Here is a 21,360-nt window from a genome sequence, read left to right on the forward strand (position 1 = left end):
CGGAACACCCTTACTATCGGATAAAAACGATTTAGAATTCCTTAATTATCGACGAACGATTTTAATCTGGAAAGAGCTTGGTCCCATTGTTCCGATACAAATCCTAAATATTCCCGAATATCTTTAAAAGGCCTCAGATCCAGTTCAAAAAGGTTCTCACGGCCCGAATACGTGCTTTGCACGATTCCTGCGTTCTCCAATACCTTAAGGTGTTTTGTTACTGCTTGTCGGGATAGCTTCGATCCTTCCGTTAATTGGGAAATGGATCGAGGCTGTCCTTTCGAAAGCTTTGCAACTATCGATAGTCTTGTCTCGTCGCCAAGCGCAGCAAATAAGGTTGCATATCCATGCAGCCTGGCGGTCTCACCTTTGCGAATGGACTGCGACATACTCATTTATATTCTTCAATTGGGAACTCCAACCGCCGTCATTCATGCGGAATGCTTCGGCACGGCGGTTTTCCGGAATTTTTTCGAATCCGGACTCGATGACGGTCAGCAAAGTTCCCTTATGAGTTTTTTCAAGTAGAAATTCGACAAGCGTCGGCTCCTCTTTCGAGTAATCCATTTTCATGTCGACTGCATATGGATGCCAGGTAAAAGAGAAGAGCCGTTCTGGTTCCATTTTTTTTACAGTAATCTCGAACGTAAAATCTTCATAACCTGGCCAGGTCATCCGAGCTAGAGTAACTTGACCCGGTGCAAACTGGGTTTCGAATTTAGCTCGGAACCATTCTCCAAATTGTTTATGATTCGTCAAAGCTTGCCATACCCGTGAAACCGGGGCATCAAGTTCGATTCTTTTTTCTATACGATTTTCCATGTGCTACCTCTTGGTTGCATAATAACAACTGTCCGTGAAAATGCAACAATTTTGTTGCATTATTGCGGAATTTATTTGAACCAAAGGGTACTTGATTAACTTCAAATCGTTTGCAAAAGCAAGTCTGAAATACCATTAGCCCGTTAGACAAAAGAAGGGAAGATAAAGGTCGGGGCTATAAGCGGATGGATTGTAGCGATCTCGGAAATATAGGTAGTCGCAGAGGATTAGGGAAAAGAAAATTTCTTTCTGTCCTTGCTCGATTTTCCCGTCGTTAAATCGCTTTCCTCTCTACTAAGTTTTTCTATTCGTATTTTGGCATCGTTAATGTTCGTTTCGTCGGATGTATAAGCGATTTCTATAAAATGAATGTAATTTTTGATCGCTAATCTTTTATTACCGGAGTTCTCGTAAGCGAGCCCGATATTGTAAACTATATCGGGCATATCGGGTGCGATTTGCAGAGCTTTAGTATAGCTCTCGATCGCGCTTCTGTGATTTCCTAACTTCTCAAAGATAATTCCTTGGTTGTAATAAGCTTGAATATACTTCGGGTCGATTTCGATCGCCTCCGCGAATTTCTCTAGGGCTTCTTTATTCTTGGATAAGTTTACGTAGGCGAGACCTGCGTTTGTCGGAAAATCAGGAATGTCCGGAATTAATTCCTGGGCTGCCGAGAATTTACGTAAAGCTTTCTCCGGATTTGAGGAGAGGAGTTCGATTCCCTGCCGATTCAGTTCCCATCCTTTTTGAATCAGCGGGTCTCCACAGTCGCAAACATTTAAGGTGAAAGCAATCGGAAATAAGTATAAAATTATTTTTGCAAATTTCATAATTTTCTCCTATAAAGAGAATAATGGAGATTTAAAATGGAAAAATGACCGAACAGTTATCGAATATCCGGCCTTCAATAAAATTCGGGAAAAAATAGCTTATCTTTGTTCCTTTAATAAGTAGCCTATTTATAGTTTCTGAAATTATTAAGAAGAAATAATCGTATATAGTATTATTAGATTGTAAATTATTTTTCTATTATTTCTTTTAAATTAAATTTTTCTCGGCTAAGTTTAAGACTTCCGGAACACAATTTTTCGATTTCAATAATTGCATCCCTGAAATCGAATAAATTGTAGCCTATCGGCCTAATTTCTTGGCCCGAATCGCTCAAATAGGAAATTAGATAAAGTGATCTTACCATTTTTGCATACGCCATGATTATGATCCAAGAGATTGCGATAAGAAATATGTTAAATCATGAAACCATAATCTAATGATCGTCTCTATCTTATCGCAAAGACAGACTGTTGAAAACTCCCGGAATCAATTCCCACTGATCTAATCCTTCGTTTTGAAAGACTCTGACCGACCTCGATTTTGCTTCCTCGAAACAGAATAGATTGACGACTAGGCAACCATGTTTCTTGAGGTGGACCGCTGATTTGATGATGCCAGAATAACTTCCTTTTTTTCTGAATAGTGTGCCTGGTTTAAAATCTTCTACTTTCATGTTCAATTCCGAAGGCTAAGTTTTACGAAGATTAGGGAGACTTGGCCAGCAATAAAAAAATAAATGCGATCTCAAAAATCATGATTTTCATCATTGTAAGATTTGCGAAAGATCATGTCCTGAAAATAAATCCGCGCTGTAGCCTAAAAGTTTGAAAATGTTCGCTTAACAATCCGGGCAATGATCGTTAGTTGAGGGTAATTTCATAAAAAAAGGAAGGATCGATGCAAATCACGGGACCGTTAAATTGCGTCAAAGATGTACGATGCGAAAGAGACTTTCTAACCTAAGGAAGTAACTAACAAGTCTAAAAGGCGAATATCGAGCGATCTTTAAACGTAGGTTATAAACGAGATAGCTTTGATCAATCGGATCTTTCGAGGAGAACTGTCGCCGATTCATATACGGGTTTAGAAATTACGAACCTGGCCAATTCATGGGGATGTTTTCTTTCGGAATCGAAACAGATGACCTTGATCATGGAGCTGAGTATTTTTTCTTCCGGCGTCGTTATCGCGTTAATGAAATCGACGATGTTCGGATATTGAACGTTGACATATAAGTATTCGCCCTCGGGAAATTCGATACTGCTCGATGCTTCTTGAGATTCAAGCTTCCAAGTAAGATGTATGTAAATTCGAGGATGATGTTCTTCGAATTCGATTATCATTTCGTGAAAGATTTTCTCGATTGCATCGGATAAAGACGCCAACCGAAATGTCTTCTCTTTCATCGCAAAGTAACCAAACTGAATCCGGAATTGAAACCCGGGCCTTTCCTTATTTGCGTTCCTTGCAAACCGTCTTCCAATGGACGAGTCCGGACGGATCATAAGCTTTTGCATTTCTGCATTCTTCTAAAGTATTATAAGTCCCTAACGCCTCGCCGCCTTTCAGCGTAGAAAGCCAAAGAATCCAAACCAACGTATGCAAGATTAAACGTTTCATGCGCTTCTCCGAAAACGGAAATAACTCAGAAAGCCGTTGTTCGAGTAAATTCGGATCAACGGCAGTTGTCCGTCCCACCTAAATCATTTGATTCATAAAATTATAATAATTCGACACGAGGATTTAGGAATGGATTGATTTTTATCATTCTTAAATCCTCTTTTCCTTAACTAGGATCGATGGAATTAGGACTTTATTACGTAGCAAGATCGAAGTTATATTCGAGTTTTCTTTTTCTTAGTTTTTGCTTTAGATAAAGCGCCGCATTTAATCCGACTCGTTTTCCGATTTCCACCGTTTCCTCCAATAGGGATTGCTTTGTCGTAACCAATCCCACGGGTAGGTCCCGATTCGGAGCTATTACATGGATCTTTACCCCTCTTGGCGGGTTGGCGGCTAGAATTCTGGCTTCGTTAAAATGGAAGTGATGGGATGATTTCATGATTTTAGACATTTTACGATCGAGAGGAAAAGATAGAAATCGACTGAGCGAATCGAGAGGCGGCGACACGTGTTCGAGCGGAGAATTCATTACTACGGTTATATTATTGTATCCGGCTTCGATTAAATCATTTAATGGAAGGGGATTCAGAATTGCGGCATCCGAATACGAACCGCCTTCTAATTTATGCCTTCCTTTCGTCGCAATAGGTAGAGAAGTTGCGGCCTTTAATAAATCGAAAATATTCTCGGAAGTCGCTTTGATATATTCGGAGGTGCGGGTACTAAGATTGCTCACCGCTATCCTCAATTCAGGCAAACCGTATTTTCCGAAATTTTGAGTTTGTATCGGGTATTTTTCGCGAAACAGATAATCGATTAAATATTTTTGATCTAAAAAGAATTTTCCTCGAAGAGGATTCAGTATCGAAATTAACTTTCGACCGGCTAGTTCTCGTTTCCAGATTGAAAGTTTATGCTCTCCTTCTGTCGGTTCCGGCGAAGGGGTTGTCGCATAATAGGCGGCGCAGCAGGCTCCGGAAGAGACTGCTACAATTACGTCATAATTTTGTGCCGGTAAGATACAATTTAAAGAATGAAGTACTCCGCCTGAAAATGCGCCTTTCATTCCTCCGCCTTCCACTAATAGCGCTCGTTTTCCTTTTTTTGCCTTAGGTAAATTCATTATGATTTCCTTTTATATTCGGATTAAATCCGAATTATTTTTTCCGATTTCTCGGGAATTCACTTAATAAGAGTGCGAGCGGTTCCTATTTGTTGCAAATAAACGAAACTCGATCGACCGAAACGATAAATATATTAAATAAACATGACGAATAATGGAGCTTACATTGATATCAATCAATTGCCCGAAAAATTTTGTATGCTAAAGTAGAAAGTCGCATCATGAAAGGTAAAAGCATTCGTAGAGAAACGATTTCATCCGACGCGATAGTTATAGGCGGCGGCTTGGCGGGTATTGTGACGGCATTAGACTTACTCGATGCCGGAAAGAACGTAGTCTTAATTGATCGTGATACGCAGAATAGATTCGGAGGACTTGCTAAATTATCGTTCGGCGGGATCTTAATGGTAGATACGCCCATTCAACGATGGAACGGGATAAAAGATAGCATCGCACTGGCAATTTCCGATTGGAATTCGACGGCGGAATTTTCTTCTCAGGATGTGCTTCCTAAACTTTGGGCGGAAGCTTACATTAATAATTCCATAGAGGATATTTTCTATTTTTTAAGAAAACGTTCAGTGAATTTCTTTCCCGTAGTTCATTGGGTTGAGAGGGGACTATTCAAACCCGGCAATAGCGTACCTAGATTTCATATGGTTTGGGGAACCGGAGACGGTCTTGTGGAATCTTTGAAGAAGCACCTACTTTCTCATAAGAATCGAAATAAGCTTCAACTGTTTTTCGAAACAAGGGCTAGTAAATTAAGCAGAGTCGGAAAGAATATTACTGGTTGCATTGCGGAGTCCAGTTCGGGAACGGAATACGGTCTCAAAGCCGAACATGTAGTCATTGCATCCGGCGGAATTGCAGGAAATCTTAATGAAGTTAGAAAATCTTGGCCCAAAGATATGGGGGAACCTCCGGCAGTCCTGCTTAACGGTTCTCATCCGTACGCCTTAGGAGATCTACATTCAGCCTCTCGAAAGATCGGAGCTCAGATTACGCATCTGGATAAAATGTGGAATTACGCTGCAGGAGTTCATCACCCTTATCCTAAAATGGAAGCTCATGGATTAAGTTTAGTGCCGCCAAAATCGGCTCTGTGGTTGAATTCGAAAGGAGAACGAATCGGTCCCATACCGCTAGTTACCGGATTTGATACTCGATATCTTGTCGAACGCATTTGCCAAGAGAAAGAGAAATTCTCGTGGCAGGTAATGAATTGGAAAATCGCTTTAAAAGAGTTAGCCGTTTCGGGTTCGGAATTCAATGAAGCGATACGAAATAAAGATTTTCTAAAATTCCTTAAAACCGTTTTTCTAGGAAATAAATCATTTCTAAATACGATTACGTCCGAGTGCCCGGATTTTATATTGGCTGATTCCGTTCCCGAACTCGCCGCTAAAATGAACCGAATGGTAGGTAGGCCCCTAGTTGACTCGACTCTTTTGGAAAAAACGATTCTGGAATACGATTCGATGATCGATCGCGGGGAATCTTTTTTCGATGACGATCAATTGAGACGGATCGCTCAACTTAGGCAGTATCGAGGGGAGAGGCCCCGAACCTGTAAATTTCAAAAGATAATGGATCGGAAAGCGATGCCGTTGCTTGCAATTCGAGAATTTATACTAACTCGCAAATCGATGGGCGGTATCCAGACCGATTTGAAATCTAGAGTCTTGGATGAATCCGGAAATCCGATCTCTGGCCTTTATGCAGTGGGCGAAGCTGCAGGTTTTGGCGGAGGAGGAATTCACGGTAAAGGAACGTTAGAGGGGACCTTCTTAGGCGGATGTATATTAACAGCAAGATTTGCAGCGCGTTCGATTTTAAAATTCGGAAATTAACGAAGAGGGAAATATGAAAAAATCAGGAGCATCCTTAGTAGTTCATGCGTTGGAGCAAATCGGGGTAAAATACACATTTGGAATTCCGGGCGTGCACAATACAGAATTATATGACGAATTAAGCAATTCAAAGAGTATCATTCCGATTCTAGTAACTCACGAATGCGGCGCCGCCTTCATGGCTGATGCAATCAGCAGGACTTCGGATTCGATCGGAACATTGGTAATCGTTCCCGCTGCCGGAATGACTCATGCTCTCAGTGGAATCGGAGAGGCTTATTTAGACGGAATCCCTATGCTGATTATTTCGGGAGGAGTTCGAACCGATACTGGAAAAAAATATCAACTTCATCAAATAGATCAATCTTCGATATTAAAGGGAATTACGAAAAAATTCTATCAAATCCAAACACACGAGGAGATCGTTCCGACGATTTACGAAGCTTATAAGATCGCGACGACCGACGAATGCGGACCCGTCTTTATAGAAATTCCGGTGAATATCCAGCTATTCGAGGGACAGATCTCATCTCTTCCCGATTTTAAACCGGAACGTACCTATCCACCAATAGAGCAAAGCAAAATCGAAGAAGCTTGCAAATTACTAAAATCATCCGGACATCCGGGAATCCTGGTAGGTTGGGGAGGAAGGGAGGCGACCGAAGAACTGATTAAAATATCAGAAATATTGAATGCTCCTGTCGCGACGACCCTCCAGGGACTTAGCGTATTTCCGGCGAATCATCCGCATCATACCGGCATGGGGTTCGGCTCATATTCCGTACCGGCGGGGGAAGCGGCTTTTTCATCCTGTGATTGCCTTCTAGCGATCGGTACTCGATTCTCGGAAATTCCGACCGGAAGTTTCGGAATGAAAGTCCCGAAGGATTTAATTCATATAGATATAAATCCGGACGTATTTTCGAAAAATTATCCGGCCACCGTGGAAATTGCCGGAGATGCCAAACAGGTCTTGTTGGCATTGATACAGGGATTGGAGCAGAATGAGTTTAGGAAAAATGAATATACTCATCTCAGTAAGATAATTCGCGAAAAAAAAGAAGCTTACTCCAAGGAATGGGAAAATCACCAAGTTTCTAACAAAATCAATCCATATCTATTTTTCAAAGAACTACGTGCTAAAATGCAGGAAGAGGACATTCTAGTCGTGGACGACGGAAATCACACCTTTTTGGCGGAAGAACTGTTTCCGGTTTATCGCTCCAAAACTTTTCTTTCTCCGACCGATTTCAATTCTATGGGGTATTGTGTTCCCGCAACCATCGGAGCTAAGCTGGCGCATCCTGATAGAAAAGTAGTAGGTATCGTCGGAGACGGTGCATTTCTTATGACCGGGCTTGAACTGATTACTGCAACAGTGCATTCTTTGGGAACCGTTATATTCGTATTTTATGATGGAGAATTATCTCAAATTTCGCAAGGACAGCAGATACCTTACGGTAGAAAGACATGCACTATTCTGGGCGAATTACAGCTGGAAGGAGTCGCTAGGGCTACTGGAGCGGCGTATATATCTTTGCATTCCAACGATCACATAGAAAAGACGATACAAGAGGCGTTTCTATTATCCGAAATGGGAAGGCCGGTGATAGTCGACGTGAAGATAGATTACTCGAAGGCCACAAGATTTACTAAAGGAGTAGTAAAAGTGAATTTGGGCCGGTTTCCTCTCGGCGAGAAATTCAGATTTATCGGGCGCGCTCTTATCCGAAAGTTTACAGGATGACTGTATTTATTATAAAATTGGAATCGACTTTTAAAGATAAAAAGGAAGGAAAATCGTTTAAACGAAAGGATCCTTTCTTTGCAATCTCTATCACCTGCAGATAGATTTTCTTTTTCGTCAATCCGGACCGATTTACAATAATACCGGGCTTTTATAAGCGACATGGTGGCGGCGGTTTTGAATTTTTCCCCTTTTTGGCTTAAAACGGTCTATAATATCCAATCTTAAAATAACCGCATTCAAAACATTTCATGTTCAATGTAACGGATTCTTTTCGTTTATCATCGGATTCATTTTTAAAATATTAAATTCGAGAATATACGTCGTGATAAATATCATCGTCCGTTCTCGGTGTAATTTGATCTATATCAATGCTAAATTCTGCGATTGCATGCTAATCTGAATATCTGGCAATATCTCGACTTTTTGTTTGGAATATCGAGAATTTATTATTTTGCCTGAGTTGGGAGAATATTCGAGATGGATGTTAAATTAATAAATAATAAATTTATTAAAAGAAAGTCTATTGCTGCGTTTTTTATTCTGTTTTCCATAATTTCGTATTCATTTTGCGGAAAGGAGAAAGTTGGAGAAACAGAGAATAATGTAAGCAATAAGGGTATCGGTCCGGTATCCTCGGTTACTTTGGGCCCTATCGACGAGTCGATGGTGCAGAAAGGTAAGAAGCAATTCGAAACGAAATGCAGCGCCTGTCATAAGTTTGAAGAGAAGGTCGTCGGTCCGGCTTTGAAAGGGGTTACAGAGAGAAGAACTCCGGAATGGATCATGAACATGATTCTGAATCCGACCGAAATGACTCAAAAGGATCCGGTAGCAATGGGACTTCTTGCCGAACATCTAACTCAAATGACGTTCCAAAATGTAAAAGAATCCGAAGCTCGAGAAATTCTAGAGTACTTCAGAAAATCGGATAAAAAATAAGGTAGGGCGAAAGATGAATATTAAAATATTCAAATATTTCTTTTATTTAGGATTAGTATTCCTAGCATTTGTCGGATGTAAAAAAGGAGCTGCAACGGCTTCTCTTGCATCGGATGCCGCAAAGAGAGTTTATGTTGCCCCGGGAGATAAGGACGAAGTCTATGCTTTCCTCTCTGGCGGATTTAGCGGACAAATGTCCGTGTACGGAATTCCTTCCGCAAGGTTGTTTAAGATTATTCCGGTCTTCTCTGTCTTTCCGGAAAACGGTTACGGGTATGACGAAGAAACCAAGAATATGCTTAGGACGACCCACGGTTACGTTCCCTGGGACGATAGTCATCACGTCGAGGCTTCGATGACCGACGGGAAGCAGGACGGCCGATGGTTGTTTCTAAATGCGAATAACACTCCGCGGCTAGCTAGAATCGATTTGAGATCCTTTGAAACTAAGGAGATTATTGAGATTCCGAATACCGCCGGTAATCACGCGTCTCCGTTCTCAACCGAAAATACCGAATATTTAATGGCCGCAACCAGGTTCTCGGTCCCTATTCCTCAAAGCAGTGTTCCGATCGAAAACTTTTCTAAAGGTGATTTTAAGGGAACGATCACTATGGTTAAAGTCGATCCTAAATCAGGACGTCTTTCGATCGAGTTGCAAATACTCGTTCCAGGATTCGATTACGATCTCTCGCATTGCGGAAAAGGAAAATCCCATGATTGGTGTTTCTTTACTTCATATAATACCGAGCAAGCATATAAGATGATAGAAGTCGGGGCTTCTAAAAACGATAAGGATTATATCCTCGCCTTCAATTGGGTTCGTGCTAAGCAATGTTTGGATCAAGGTAAAGCTTCCAATTTCGGCGGAGAATATTATAGAAATTTCTTACCGGAAAATCAACCGGCGATTTCGGAGAAATTAAGCGGAGTTAAAATGCTTCAACCGAAAGACTGTCCGGGCGTAATGTATTATTTACCGACTCCAAAAAGCCCGCATGGAACCGACGTTGACCCGACGGGAGAGTATATCGTAGGCGGAGGTAAATTGGCGACGGTCATTCCGGTTCACTCTTTTACCAAGCTCTTGGATGTAAAAGATAAACCCGAACATAGAACGAAGGAAATTATGAGTATCCCGGTTCTAAAGTATGAATCTACTTTAGCGGGAGAAGTGAATAAGCCTTGTTTAGGTCCTTTACATACGGAATTTGACGGAAAGGGATATGCATATACTTCCTGTTTTGTCAGCTCGGAAGTCGTAAAATGGAAGCTCGGCACCTGGGAAGTGGTTCAACATTTGCCTGCCTACTATAGTGTCGGCCACCTTTCGATCGTAGGAGGAAGTTCTAAAGAACCTTATGGAAAGTATTTGATAGCTTTAAATAAGATTACGAAGGATCGATACCTTCCGGTTGGAATGGAATTACCGCAAAGCGCTCAGTTGTACGATATTTCGGGTAACAAAGCGGAATTGCTTTCGGATTTTCCTACCGTAGGGGAACCCCATTATTCTCAAATGATACCTGCTAAAATGTTAATGGACAAGGCAGCTAAAATTTATCCGTTAGAAGAGAATAAACATCCGTACGCGATTAAAAGCGAAAAGGATGCGAGAATAATTCGCGAAGGAAACGTGGTCAGGGTTTTAATGACTCAAATAAGATCCCATTTTAAACCGGATACCATCGAAGTGCGAAAAGGGGATACCGTCTATTTCCACGTCACTAATTTGGAGCAAGACTTTGATATTCCTCACGGCTTTGCGATCAACGGTGCGCCGGAAATGCCGAACCTACTGATTATGCCCGGTCAAACGAGAACTTTCAAATGGCAGGCTTCGAAACCCGGAATTTACCCCTTTTACTGCACGGATTTTTGTTCCGCCTTGCATCAAGAAATGCAACAATACATTCGTGTAAGTCCTTAAAAGAAGAAAGTTATGAAAGATTTATTATTTCAAAAACTTTCTAAACAAAACCGACTCCTAATTTTAGGGGTCGGCATCGTTCTTCTCGGCGTTTTCTTTCTGCCTCTATGGGATATCTCTCTGGATGCTCCCCAGTATCCGGAGGGGTTGGGAATGAAAATATGGATCAATACCGTAACCGGTTCCACTCCCTACGACTTGCAGAATATTAATTTATTAAATCATTATATAGGTATGCGGGAAATCATATCAGCATCGATACCGGAATTATTGTTTATGCCATATGTGCTGGCATATTTAATTTTCGGAGCGTTTGTGACGGTCCTGATCCCTAGGGTTGGATTTGCAGCATTAGGAATAGTCAATATAGTCCTTGTTGGATTGGTAGGTTTATACGATTTTTGGAGATGGGAATATAACTACAGCCATAATCTGAATCCGGATGCGCCGATTATTGTTCCAGGCATGGCATATCAACCTCCTTTATTAGGTTGTAAACAGATGTTGAATATAACGGCATGCAGTTATCCTTCGTACGGAGGAATAATTCTTTTTTCGGCTCTGTTATGCCTGTTTATCATAATATGGTTTGAGAGAAAACGATATCTATATGAAAAATAGAATATACTATTCTTCCTTAATCATTCTCATTCTTTCGGTCGGTTGCGCGAAAAATGAGCCGATACTACCCGAGGCAGGACGGGAGCAATGTCAATATTGTTCGATGTCCATCGTCGATTTCCGGTTTCATGCGCAATTTTTAACGCAAAAAGGTCGCAGATATTATTTCGATTCGATCGAATGTTTGCAATCCTATATTCGTGAAAATCAGCCGGCTATCCGTTCTATTTGGGTTTCGGATTTCGAGAATCCCGGAAAAATGTTGCTCGAACCAAACGCGGTTTTCGTTCAATCCGAATCGATTCATTCCCCGATGGGAAGGGGGCTTGGGGCTTTTCGATCGTTGGAGAGAGCAAAATCATATCTAACGTTACATACCGGCATTTTGATTCAGTGAGTTTATGAGCTTTAAGATAAGGCGAGCTCTAAAGCAAAATCCCGCGATTTCAGCCGTCGTTAGAAGTATAAACGGAATTATTTTCTTTGTTTTGATTCTATTCGGAAATGAACTTTTTCCCAAGGAAATTACCGTCTGTGTCGATTGCGCCATTTCCTCGGTCCGGAGCGCCATCAATAAATCTCGGGATGGAGATTCGATAATTATAAAATCCGGGATATACAGAGAAGGTGAAATTCATGTTGATAAGAGAATTTCGATTCTCGGGCTACCGGGGGCCATAATCGACGGAAAAAAAGAGAAGCATGTTTTCGAAGTCACCTCGAACGGAGTAACAATTCGAGGATTGAAAATTATTGCGAGCGGCATTTCGGACACAGCGGAGTACGCCGGAATTCATGCCCAGAAGATCATTAACTGTACTTTTGCAAATAATACGTTCGAAGATACGGCTTATGCGATTTATTTAGCCGAGGTGAGTCATTGTCAAATAAAAGATAATATTACCCAGGGTAATGCGCGTAACGAGGTTTCGGGCGGAAACGGAGTTCATCTTTGGAATTCGAAGTACGTGCAAATTATAGGTAATCGGGCGGAAAAACATCGTGACGGGATTTACTTGGAATTCTCCTCCAACCTTAAGATAGAAAATAACATTTCTAAAAACAATATCAGATACGGAATGCATTTCATGTTTTCATCCGATAACGATTTTCGAGGAAACACTTTCGAGAGCAACTCTGCCGGCGTTGCGGTAATGTACAGCAAGAATATTCTGATCGAAAACAATACATTCAGAAATAATTGGGGGGAAAGTTCTTACGGCCTCCTGTTAAAGGAAATCTCCGATAGTATTTTGGTAAAAAATAAATTCATAGAAAACTCTACGGCTATCTTTGCAGACGGTTGTAATCGAAATTTTTTCACCCATAATACGATCGAAGAAAACGGTTGGGGTGTGCGTATTTTAGGAAGCAGCGATTCGAACGTTTTTTCTAAAAATGATTTTCGGGATAACGTGTTTGATATCAGCACTAATGCGAAGCAAACTACGAATAAATTTTCCCAGAATTACTGGGATAGCTATAGAGGTTACGATTTGGACGGCGATAAAATCGGGGATTCTCCGCATAGGCCGATTCATTTTTTCGGGTATTGGGTCGCGATTTACCCGTTCCTAATGGTCCTTTACGAATCTCCGGTCGTTACATTTTTGCAAGGAATTGAGAATGCATTTCCTATAGTAACACCGATCGATTTTGAAGACCCGAAACCGACCATGAAAGGAAACATATGATAGATATAAGAAATTTAGAAGTTTCCTACGGCAAATCAAAGGTTGTAAAGGATGTCTCGTTTCGGGTTGAAGGAGGAAATATTCTATCCATCATAGGTCCGAACGGTTCGGGTAAAAGTTCGCTAATAAAAAGCATTATCGGCTTAGTAAAGCCTTCAAGCGGCTCGATTTTTTTTGAGAACGTTTCCCGATCGGCGCAAACGAGAGCGGAAGGCAGCATAGGTTATATGCCGCAAAGCCCAAGTTTTCCTAAAAATCTTACGATTCTAGAATTGGTCGATTTTTTTAAGAAATTGGAGCCCTTCGACGAAGAAACTTTTTCCGAAATGTATGAAAACTTGGGATTAAGGTCTCAGGAGGATAAGAAAATAGGATCTCTTTCCGGAGGAACAAAACAGAAAGTTAATATACTCCAATGTTTTTCTTCTAAAAAGGATATATATCTAATCGATGAACCGACTGCGAGTCTGGATCCTTACGTATCTCATATTTTGAAGGAACTCCTTAGGAGCAAAAAAAAGGAGGGGGCTCTACTCATTTTCTCCACTCATATTCTTGCGGAAGTCGAAGATGTAGCGGACCGATTTTTACTTTTATCGGACGGATCTCTTTTGATCGATGAATCTCCTAAAGAATTTCTTCGGAAAAGCGGATTCGAAAGTTTACAACTCTCGCTTATGGAATTTTGGAACAGGGAATATAAGAATAAACGATGAAAGAAATTCTAATTTTCGAACTAAAAGAAAATATTAGAAGCAGGTGGATTTTCATCTTCGGATTTTTTCTGGCGATTTGCGTCAGCATCTTGAATTATTTCGGCGATGAGAACGGAGTTAGGCTTATCGCAAGTTTAATGAACGTGGTTCTTCTAATCGTTCCTCTCTTTACGATTACTTTTGCAGGCTTGTCCTTTATGGATTCTCTTCCTTTTGCGGAAGTGCTATTTTCCAAATCGGTCACTAGATCGGAATATTTTATAGGGAAATACTTGGGAATTTCCGCCTCATTATCGCTCGGTTTATTATTAGGCGTGGGGATTCCCGGGTTCGTCTCGTTTTATTCCGATATTCATTTTGTTCTCCTTTTTTTGGAATTGATCTGCTTCGGTGTGATCTTGATTTTGATTTTCGTATCCTTAGCTTTTTTGCTAGCCACATTCTTTAAAAAAGGGGAATTAATTATCGCAGGCGCTCTCCTGATTTGGCTGTATTTCTTTATATTCTTCGATTCGTTTATTTTTGTTTTAAGTTTATATTTGGGAGAGTATCCGATAGAAATCCCCGCTTTAATCATAATATTATTAAACCCTATCGATTTGGTTAGAATTACGATGGTATTGCAGACGAAGGCGTCCGTTTTACTCGGTTTTTCCGGTGCCTTTTTATTGAAAACGTTAGGGACTCTATGGGTAATCTGCCTTTGTATTTGCGTCCTTACCGCCTGGATTTTTTGGCCGCTCTTCTTCGCTTATCAACGGTTTATGAAAAAGAATTTTTAGAGAGCTTTCGCTTTCTCCGATTATAAAGCGAAGTTTATAGGTTGCTTTTGATTTTCAAAATAGACTGGATCGGATCGAAATTCACCGAAGTTCCAAGAACGGAATAGGATAAATTCGAAGTTACTACCGTTCCTTTAGAGGACATGTATGGCAGCCGAATTCGGATGTTTTGAACCAATCAGAAAGGAGGTTTCGATCTCTTTCGGCCATATTTCAAAAATTCCTATCCGGATTAAAAAATACTGGTAAACGTATGTTTTCTACCCCAGACTGCCCGAAATGGCGGCCAACGGTAGGCGGATATTTTGGATCTTCATCCGCACATTAGACCGAAACTTGCGAATTTTCGAAGGTTACTTTCTTCGTCCGATCGATACTTTGGTTCCCCGCTTACAGGCTTTTTATTATTTCGAGAAATACTCCATACTTAGTGGAATCAATCGAATCTTCCCGATGATCAGGAGGGTTCGGGATGTCTAAAGATAAGTAAGGGAAAGGATTTCGGCATATGAGGTTTATGGCCAATCATCGCGAAAACTTTCCTGCTTTGTTAAACGAAGGGGCTTACCCTAAGTGAAAAGAATTGTTCCGCAAATCGAGAGATAAGGAGAAGATTGAATGATCCACCCTATGTATCTAAGAGCGTTTGGCGAAAACGAGGATGCAAAACACTATTTCCTGGAAGGTTATAAATTCCAAACCGAGGGCGATCTAAAACGTGCTTCCTTCTATTATCGGAAAAGCCTGTCTCTCCGCCCGACAGCCGAAGCCTGGACGTTTTTAGGTTGGGTCTATTCCCTCGCAGGCAAAACGGAAAAGGCGATCGAATACTGCCATAGGGCGATCGATACGGATGCTAAATTAGGGAATCCTTATAATGATATAGGCGTCTACATGATGCAGCAGAAAAAGTATCTGGAAGCCATCCCCTGGTTTGAAAAGGCAAAGCATGCCCCTAGATACGAAGTCCGCGTTTATCCTTTTTTTAATGCGGGTTGTTGCTGGGAAACCCTCGGATATCTCGATCGTGCAAGAATCGAGTTCGAATCGGCGCTGCAGATCGATTTTGGCTATGAGCCGGCAAAGCTCGGTTTAAAAAAACTTATGGCAAGATACAATTAGGTTAATTTTGAATTCGAAACCCGATTTAAGCTCCGTTGGCCGAAAATTTCGCCCGACGGAAAACCGATAAATCCGACCTTCATCGGTGCAAATTTTTGAAGAAACTTTCTTTACAGAATTCATTCAAAAAATATAGTAAGATATCTAACTAAATGGGGCGGGATATGGAATCGGTTCGATTTATAGAAGAAGATGGAGTCGGTAGAATTACCTTGAACACCGACGATAAAAATAGTTTTACTTTCGAAGTTTTTCAGAAGCTGGATGCTGCTTTGAAATCGGCGATGAACTCCAATTTGGGAGTTTTGGTGATCGGAAGCGATCGAGAAGGGGTTTTTTCTCAAGGCCTTAATTTGGGCGAATTAAAAAAAGAAGAGATCCGGAAAGACTTAGTCCCTTTCTTAGACTATTTTTTTGGAATATTACAAAAAATTTACTTCTTTCCTTGTCCTGTTTTGGCGGAAATAAGCGGACATGCTATAGGCTACGGGGCGATGATAGGTATAGCGAGCGACTTTAGATTCGGTTTACAGAATGCCAGAATCGGGCTGCCGGAAGTGAAAATAGGGATTCGGGTTCCAGCTTCGGTCGCCAAAATGTTTTCGAATATTGTCGGGATCCGAGAGACGGAACGCCATATTCTGCTTGGAGTCGCATATAAAGGGTCGGAAGCGAATGAAATCGGATTGCTTGACGAAGTCTTTGACGATTCCGCCGTATTAAAGGATGCAGTTCAAAAATTTGCGAAGAAGCTATCGAAAAATTCCCGATCGGCAACATCGTCATGCAAGGAAGCGGTTCGCTACTTATCCAAAGACTTACGGGAAATGTTCGAATACGATAAGAGGAAAACGATTGAAAGTATCCAAAGCGTGGACGCGGTTGAGGGAATTGAAGCTATGATTAACGGGCGGAGACCGGAATTCAATAAAGCGATCAGTTAAAGTTTTTTCGTATCTCTGAGATAAGTATACGTTTTTTCTAATAAATAAAATAGTTGCTCCGATTCTTTAGGATTTAGACCCCATAGTTTTAAGGACATTATACTCGAACTGATGCGTTTGGCTACGACTCGGACCGCCCGTCCCCGTTCGGTCAGTTCGAGATTCGTTTCCCGCTTATCTTCATCGGAACTATATTTTCTGATTAAGCCTAGGTCTTCGAGTTTATTGACCAGGACGGTCACCGTCGATTTTTTTCTGTGAATCGCCTTGGCTATCAGGGACATATTCGTTTTCTCTTTTCGCAATAAAAAAGTTAGAATTTCAAAATGCGACGCTGATAGCGTGCGAAGGTCCTCTACTTCTTTAAGGTGTCGTTCTATTTCCTGGCTCATGAATTCCGCTAAACGGGGTAGATATTTTACGGAATCAAATCTAACTGTCGATGAGGCCATGTGATTTAGGAGATTCTCTTTTTAAATATTTTCCGTCAAGTGGAACTACTTATCATTTGAAAACTCCCTTTTCGGACCGAGATCGGTAAATCTCTTGCATCGACATTCGTCTTCGTAAAACGTCGGCATTGGTGATTTTACTTTATTATTTATCTTCGATTCTCGGTCTTCTAGCCGGGAATATGTATAATTATACCGCTATTATTTTATCCCAGAACGTTTCGGATTCGGATGCTTTTTCCGGTTGGGTGTTTTTTTGCGTATGCATTCCCCTTTTGTTTTTAAGTTTTCCGGCCGGTCGCTTATTAGATCGCTATTCTAGAAAATGGGTACTAGGAATCGCTCAACTCTCGATGGCGGTCGGAGCGGGCTTTGCCGCCTTGTCTTTGGAGCTGGATTGGATCGCTAAAGGACGACCATATCTTCTTTTGATTCCTTCCGTTCTCTCCGGAATCGGGCTGGCGTTCGTGATGCCGGGAAGATTTGCGATTCTGGGAGATCTGGTAGATCATTCAAAGATCGGAAAACATAGCGTTTGGTTAAACACATTAGTATTATTCGGATACGGATTAGCACCATTAGCCGCAGGATCTTTGAGGGAATTCCTACCCTTCAAACAAGTTTTTTTAGGCATCGGATGCGCATATTTAATAAGCGTAATACTACTCGCGTTTCTTCCTTTGGACTCAAAGGGGAGGAATGCTCAAAATCAGGTAACGAATGTAAGTCAAATATTCGCCTACCTTAAGCGATCCGAGTTAGTTCGACAGTTCCTGTATTTACTCGGAACGGTGGTAATGCTCGTGGGGCCGATTCAAGTTCTTTTGCCTAAGTATGCCAAGGAAGTTTTGGGATTATCCGAATCTGCGAGAGGGGCGCTTCTTACTTCCTTAGGAATCGGTCTCGTTTTAGGAGGTTCTGCAACGTTCTTCGTACATGGAATTCGAAAGAAGGGGCATATCTTATTCGGCGCAGCCTTCATCGGTAGTCTTCTCTTTGCCGGACTTCCGTTTTTATCTTCGAGTCTGCTTTTAACGACCTTCGTTTTATTCGTATTCGGAAGTCTTACCGGAGTGATCATTACGATCATTCCCGCAGGAATTCAGCAACATACGGAGAACTATATACGCGGACGGATTCTATCCATTTATAGTCTGGTATTTCTCTTAACGCCGGCTATTACCGGAGTTCTTGCTGGTTTCTTTTCGGATCGAATCGGTATTTCGTCGACCTTCGTTTGGGCCGGTTTAATGGAACTTGCCGCGTTGTTATATATGAGCTGGCGGATGGGAGAAATTAGAAGAACATTCTAATATTCTTAGTTTATATCGCTTTTTTAAGCAGCAGTTCTCTTCTGAAATAAACGTAGCAGATTGAATATAGGAATATGGTTAAAAATACGGACCAGTATTTGGGAGCAAAAGCCCAGATTAGCAATGCAGGAATGTTTGCGAGCGTAAACCCGAGCGATACCCATCCTTTGTTATGGGTCGTAATCGCAAAAAGCTGATATAAATGAGAGCGATGCGCTCGGAAAATATTCTCTTTTTTATACAATCTAACTAAGATCGTTAATAGGCCGTCGGTAAAAAAAACGGGAGCAAAAAAGAAAAGATCGGAAAATTCGAATGCTTTCGATCTTGCGACGTCGAAAGGTAGGGCGCTTAAGGCAAATCCTAAAAATAAAGAACCCGAATCGCCTAAGAATAGTTTGGCCTTAGGTAAATTCCAGGCTAGAAAACCGAACAAGGCGGCAAAAACTAAAAAGTACGAAAACGGAAGGTCGCTACCGGTTACTATCGCCGTCGCGAAAGCCATGAAAATTAAATTTGTAGTTAGATACGTATCTAACCCGTCCATGAAATTACATAGATTGATGAAGAAAAGTAGATAGAGAGAGATTAAAGTAACCTCGCCGAAACCGCCCGGAGAGACCCCTAAATCATAACCGAATAGTGAGATTCGAAACGGAGCGAGGCTTACCCAGGCCGCCAAGAAAATAAATTCCGCTCCGAATCGAAGATAGGGACTTAGTCCCTTAACATCGTCGCCTAATCCGATTAAGAAAAAGAATAAAATTCCGGTCCACCAGTGCCAGGGAAATTCCGCTATTCCAAAGTAACTAAAGACTCCTAGAATGAAACTGAATGAAGCGAAGATCCAAATCCCGCCGGACTTCTTCGTGGCGGCTTGGTGCATACTGCGTTCGTTCGGGATGTCAGAAATCGTGATTCTTTTAGAACCGATATAAAGTTTACAGAGTCCTAGCGAGAGAAGAAACGTCGCCGAGTAGGAAGTCAATAATTCTGCGGAAACGAGCATCGACCTACCAGAATTGCCATATCGCGACCTAAAGCAACTCGGAATCGGATTTAGGGGGCCGAAACGGCCAAGATAGAGAACCGGGGTATTTTTATTGCCAAATCACCCGGGGCCAAGGAATTTACAAATTATGTTTCGAGGCGTTTATACAGCCATCATCACTCCTTTCAAGAACGGAAAAATCGACTATGACTCTTATTTTTCTCTCTTGGAAAAGCAGATAAAAGGCGGGGTTACCGGAGTCGTACCGTGCGGTACGACGGGTGAATCTCCGACTTTGTCCCACGATGAGCACGAAGAATTGATTCGGGAGACGGTCCGAATCGTAAAAAAAAGGATCCAAGTCGTCGCGGGCACGGGTTCCAATTCGACTCGGGAAGCAATATCGTTAACCGAAGAGGCTTGCACGGACGGCGTAGACGGAATTTTGCAGGTCAATCCTTATTATAATAAACCGACTCAGGAAGGGATGTATCTTCATTTCAAGGAAATCGCGGATCATTCTTCTGTTCCGATCATGTTATATAATATTCCGGGTAGGACGAGCGTAAATCTGCTGCCCGAGACCGTTCTTAGACTTTCGGAACATCCGCAAATTCGTTCCATGAAAGAAGCTACCGGAGATCTGGGTCAAATGGCAAAATTAATTTCCTTGGTCGGAAATAAAATGACCGTACTTTCGGGAGACGACAATCTAACTTTGCCTTTGTTGTCCGTCGGGGGAGTCGGGGTCGTTTCCGTGATATCGAATCTGTTTCCTGCGAGCATAGTGAAACTGATAGATTCGTTTCAAAAAGGAGATATGCAGGCGGCACAAAAGATTCATTACGATTTCTTGGAATTATTCGCGCTCGCGTTTACCGAAACGAATCCGATACCGATTAAGGCAGCTATGAGTTGGAACGGTTATTGTTCTTCGGAAATTCGTCTTCCTTTAACTCCTCTCACTCAAAATGCGTCAGCGGAAAAACTAAAAAAAACCATTTCCGACCTAATCGGAAAAGGTTATAACTAGGGGAGAATATTTTGACGGCAAAAAATCGGGTCGCGGTTATCGGAGCTTCGGGAAGGATGGGAACTGCCATCATCCAAGTTCTATCTCAGTCGAAAGTTTCCGAACTTTCGGCAGCCGTGGTCAGTAAAGGATCCGTGTATCTCGGATTAGATTCAGGTTTGCATTCCGGACTGAAGCCGAATCAGATTCCGTTTACGGACGATCTAAACAAGGCGATCTCCGCTTCGGATATCGTCATCGATTTTTCCATCAGAGAAGTTCTCTCCGACGTGCTGGAAAGTTGCATTAATGCAGGAAAGCCGCTCGTTGTAGGTACGACGGGGTTAACCGAAGCGCATAAGCATCTTCTCAAGGAAGCTTCTTCGCATATTCCAATCGTATACTCACCAAATATGTCGATAGGAGTCAATCTACTCTTCAAACTAACGGAGATTGCGGCGAAAGTTTTGGGTGATCTCTCCGACATCGAAATTCAAGATATCCATCATCGCCATAAAAAGGATTCTCCTTCCGGGACCGCCGAAAAATTAAAATCCATTTTACTGGAAACCCTTGGTCGTAACGAATCCAATGTGGTACACGGTCGCCACGGAATTTTACCGGAAAGGGATCCCAAGGAAATCGGAATTCATACGATGCGTGCCGGCGAAGTGATCGGAGATCACACCGTATATTTTTTCACTCCAGAAGAGAGAATCGAAATTTCGCATAAAGCTCAGGATCGAAAAACTTTCGCGGTCGGTTCCGTTAAGGCTGCAGAGTTTTTGGCAGGAAGAGGGAAAGGACTTTACGATATGTTCGCCGTTTTAGGGCTATAG

General features: G+C 41.7%; 23 protein-coding genes. 14 read left to right on the top strand and 9 right to left on the bottom strand.

All coding sequences use genetic code 11. The annotated features are described in order from the left end of the window. Positions 1-41: 41 nt before the first annotated feature. From LEP1GSC050_RS01025 to LEP1GSC050_RS01060, 7 genes are all read right to left on the bottom strand, one after another. Positions 42-389 carry an ArsR/SmtB family transcription factor gene (locus LEP1GSC050_RS01025; protein WP_010569211.1) on the bottom strand — a complete coding sequence of 116 codons (348 nt, stop codon included), beginning with the start codon at positions 387-389 and terminating at the stop codon, positions 42-44. After that, positions 364-822 (bottom strand): SRPBCC family protein, encoded by a 459-nt coding sequence (locus LEP1GSC050_RS01030; protein WP_010569212.1) that lies wholly within the window; start codon positions 820-822, stop codon positions 364-366. Before LEP1GSC050_RS01030 ends, LEP1GSC050_RS01025 begins: the two co-directional genes overlap by 26 nt. 227 nt (positions 823-1,049) lie before the next feature. Beyond that, on the bottom strand, positions 1,050-1,655 hold the full coding sequence (locus tag LEP1GSC050_RS01035; protein ID WP_010569213.1) for a tetratricopeptide repeat protein: 606 nt from the start codon (positions 1,653-1,655) through the stop codon (positions 1,050-1,052). 452 nt (positions 1,656-2,107) lie between these two features. Next, positions 2,108-2,329 carry a hypothetical protein gene (locus LEP1GSC050_RS01045; protein WP_010569215.1) on the bottom strand — a complete coding sequence of 74 codons (222 nt, stop codon included), beginning with the start codon at positions 2,327-2,329 and terminating at the stop codon, positions 2,108-2,110. 364 nt (positions 2,330-2,693) lie between these two features. Then, positions 2,694-3,062, bottom strand: coding sequence for a hypothetical protein (locus tag LEP1GSC050_RS01050; RefSeq protein WP_010569216.1), 369 nt, complete (start codon positions 3,060-3,062; stop codon positions 2,694-2,696). A gap of 46 nt (positions 3,063-3,108) precedes the next feature. Next, positions 3,109-3,276, bottom strand: coding sequence for a hypothetical protein (locus LEP1GSC050_RS20920; RefSeq protein ID WP_020986922.1), 168 nt, complete (start codon positions 3,274-3,276; stop codon positions 3,109-3,111). A gap of 196 nt (positions 3,277-3,472) precedes the next feature. Next, positions 3,473-4,402 carry a patatin-like phospholipase family protein gene (locus LEP1GSC050_RS01060; protein WP_010569218.1) on the bottom strand — a complete coding sequence of 310 codons (930 nt, stop codon included), beginning with the start codon at positions 4,400-4,402 and terminating at the stop codon, positions 3,473-3,475. Positions 4,403-4,623: 221 nt separating this feature from the next. On the opposite strand from LEP1GSC050_RS01060, the gene LEP1GSC050_RS01065 reads away from it, so the two are divergent. The 11 genes from LEP1GSC050_RS01065 (at position 4,624) to LEP1GSC050_RS01115 (ending at position 16,753) form a co-directional block, all read left to right on the top strand. Further along, entirely contained in the window at positions 4,624-6,255 is a 1,632-nt protein-coding gene (locus LEP1GSC050_RS01065; RefSeq protein WP_010569219.1) for an FAD-binding dehydrogenase, read from the top strand. Positions 6,256-6,268: 13 nt separating this feature from the next. Continuing rightward, positions 6,269-8,002 (top strand): thiamine pyrophosphate-binding protein, encoded by a 1,734-nt coding sequence (locus tag LEP1GSC050_RS01070; protein WP_010569220.1) that lies wholly within the window; start codon positions 6,269-6,271, stop codon positions 8,000-8,002. 480 nt (positions 8,003-8,482) lie between these two features. Next, positions 8,483-8,944, top strand: a complete 462-nt coding sequence (locus LEP1GSC050_RS01075) for a c-type cytochrome (protein WP_010569221.1) — start codon at positions 8,483-8,485, stop codon at positions 8,942-8,944. A gap of 13 nt (positions 8,945-8,957) precedes the next feature. After that, positions 8,958-10,874, top strand: a complete 1,917-nt coding sequence (gene nosZ / locus LEP1GSC050_RS01080) for a Sec-dependent nitrous-oxide reductase (RefSeq protein ID WP_010569222.1) — start codon at positions 8,958-8,960, stop codon at positions 10,872-10,874. A 12-nt stretch (positions 10,875-10,886) separates the two neighbouring features. Further along, the gene (locus LEP1GSC050_RS01085) at positions 10,887-11,495 is read left to right on the top strand and encodes a hypothetical protein (protein WP_010569223.1); all 609 of its coding nucleotides are present in this window, start codon (positions 10,887-10,889) and stop codon (positions 11,493-11,495) included. Beyond that, positions 11,485-11,892: a nitrous oxide reductase accessory protein NosL gene (locus tag LEP1GSC050_RS01090; protein ID WP_010569224.1), complete on the top strand. Its 408-nt coding sequence runs from the start codon at positions 11,485-11,487 to the stop codon at positions 11,890-11,892. The genes LEP1GSC050_RS01085 and LEP1GSC050_RS01090 overlap by 11 nt, the downstream gene beginning before the upstream one ends. A gap of 4 nt (positions 11,893-11,896) precedes the next feature. Further along, entirely contained in the window at positions 11,897-13,189 is a 1,293-nt protein-coding gene (locus tag LEP1GSC050_RS01095) for a nitrous oxide reductase family maturation protein NosD (RefSeq protein WP_010569225.1), read from the top strand. Then, entirely contained in the window at positions 13,186-13,905 is a 720-nt protein-coding gene (locus LEP1GSC050_RS01100; RefSeq protein ID WP_010569226.1) for an ABC transporter ATP-binding protein, read from the top strand. Before LEP1GSC050_RS01095 ends, LEP1GSC050_RS01100 begins: the two co-directional genes overlap by 4 nt. Then, positions 13,902-14,687 carry an ABC transporter permease subunit gene (locus tag LEP1GSC050_RS01105; protein WP_010569227.1) on the top strand — a complete coding sequence of 262 codons (786 nt, stop codon included), beginning with the start codon at positions 13,902-13,904 and terminating at the stop codon, positions 14,685-14,687. Before LEP1GSC050_RS01100 ends, LEP1GSC050_RS01105 begins: the two co-directional genes overlap by 4 nt. A 621-nt stretch (positions 14,688-15,308) precedes the next feature. After that, positions 15,309-15,809, top strand: coding sequence for a hypothetical protein (locus tag LEP1GSC050_RS01110; protein ID WP_040910892.1), 501 nt, complete (start codon positions 15,309-15,311; stop codon positions 15,807-15,809). A 164-nt stretch (positions 15,810-15,973) separates the two neighbouring features. After that, entirely contained in the window at positions 15,974-16,753 is a 780-nt protein-coding gene (locus LEP1GSC050_RS01115) for an enoyl-CoA hydratase/isomerase family protein (RefSeq protein ID WP_020986944.1), read from the top strand. Here the strand turns inward: LEP1GSC050_RS01115 and LEP1GSC050_RS01120 are convergent. Then, the gene (locus tag LEP1GSC050_RS01120) at positions 16,750-17,145 is read right to left on the bottom strand and encodes a MarR family winged helix-turn-helix transcriptional regulator (RefSeq protein WP_232225630.1); all 396 of its coding nucleotides are present in this window, start codon (positions 17,143-17,145) and stop codon (positions 16,750-16,752) included. The genes LEP1GSC050_RS01115 and LEP1GSC050_RS01120 overlap by 4 nt on opposite strands. 191 nt (positions 17,146-17,336) lie before the next feature. On the opposite strand from LEP1GSC050_RS01120, the gene LEP1GSC050_RS01125 reads away from it, so the two are divergent. Then, a complete protein-coding gene (locus tag LEP1GSC050_RS01125) occupies positions 17,337-18,518 on the top strand; it encodes an MFS transporter (RefSeq protein ID WP_040910820.1) in 1,182 nt (393 codons plus the stop codon). Between the two features lie 10 nt (positions 18,519-18,528). On the opposite strand, the gene LEP1GSC050_RS01130 is transcribed toward LEP1GSC050_RS01125, so the two are convergent. Continuing rightward, the gene (locus tag LEP1GSC050_RS01130) at positions 18,529-19,527 is read right to left on the bottom strand and encodes an MraY family glycosyltransferase (protein WP_010569233.1); all 999 of its coding nucleotides are present in this window, start codon (positions 19,525-19,527) and stop codon (positions 18,529-18,531) included. Between the two features lie 130 nt (positions 19,528-19,657). Here LEP1GSC050_RS01130 and dapA point away from each other — a divergent pair, with 130 nt between their 5' ends. Both dapA and dapB read left to right on the top strand, forming a co-directional pair. Beyond that, entirely contained in the window at positions 19,658-20,542 is an 885-nt protein-coding gene (dapA, locus tag LEP1GSC050_RS01135) for a 4-hydroxy-tetrahydrodipicolinate synthase (protein WP_010569234.1), read from the top strand. Between the two features lie 11 nt (positions 20,543-20,553). Then, positions 20,554-21,360 carry a 4-hydroxy-tetrahydrodipicolinate reductase gene (gene dapB / locus LEP1GSC050_RS01140; RefSeq protein ID WP_010569235.1) on the top strand — a complete coding sequence of 269 codons (807 nt, stop codon included), beginning with the start codon at positions 20,554-20,556 and terminating at the stop codon, positions 21,358-21,360.

The sequence above is a fragment of the Leptospira broomii serovar Hurstbridge str. 5399 genome (assembly GCF_000243715.2).
Lineage (GTDB): Bacteria > Spirochaetota > Leptospiria > Leptospirales > Leptospiraceae > Leptospira_B > Leptospira_B broomii.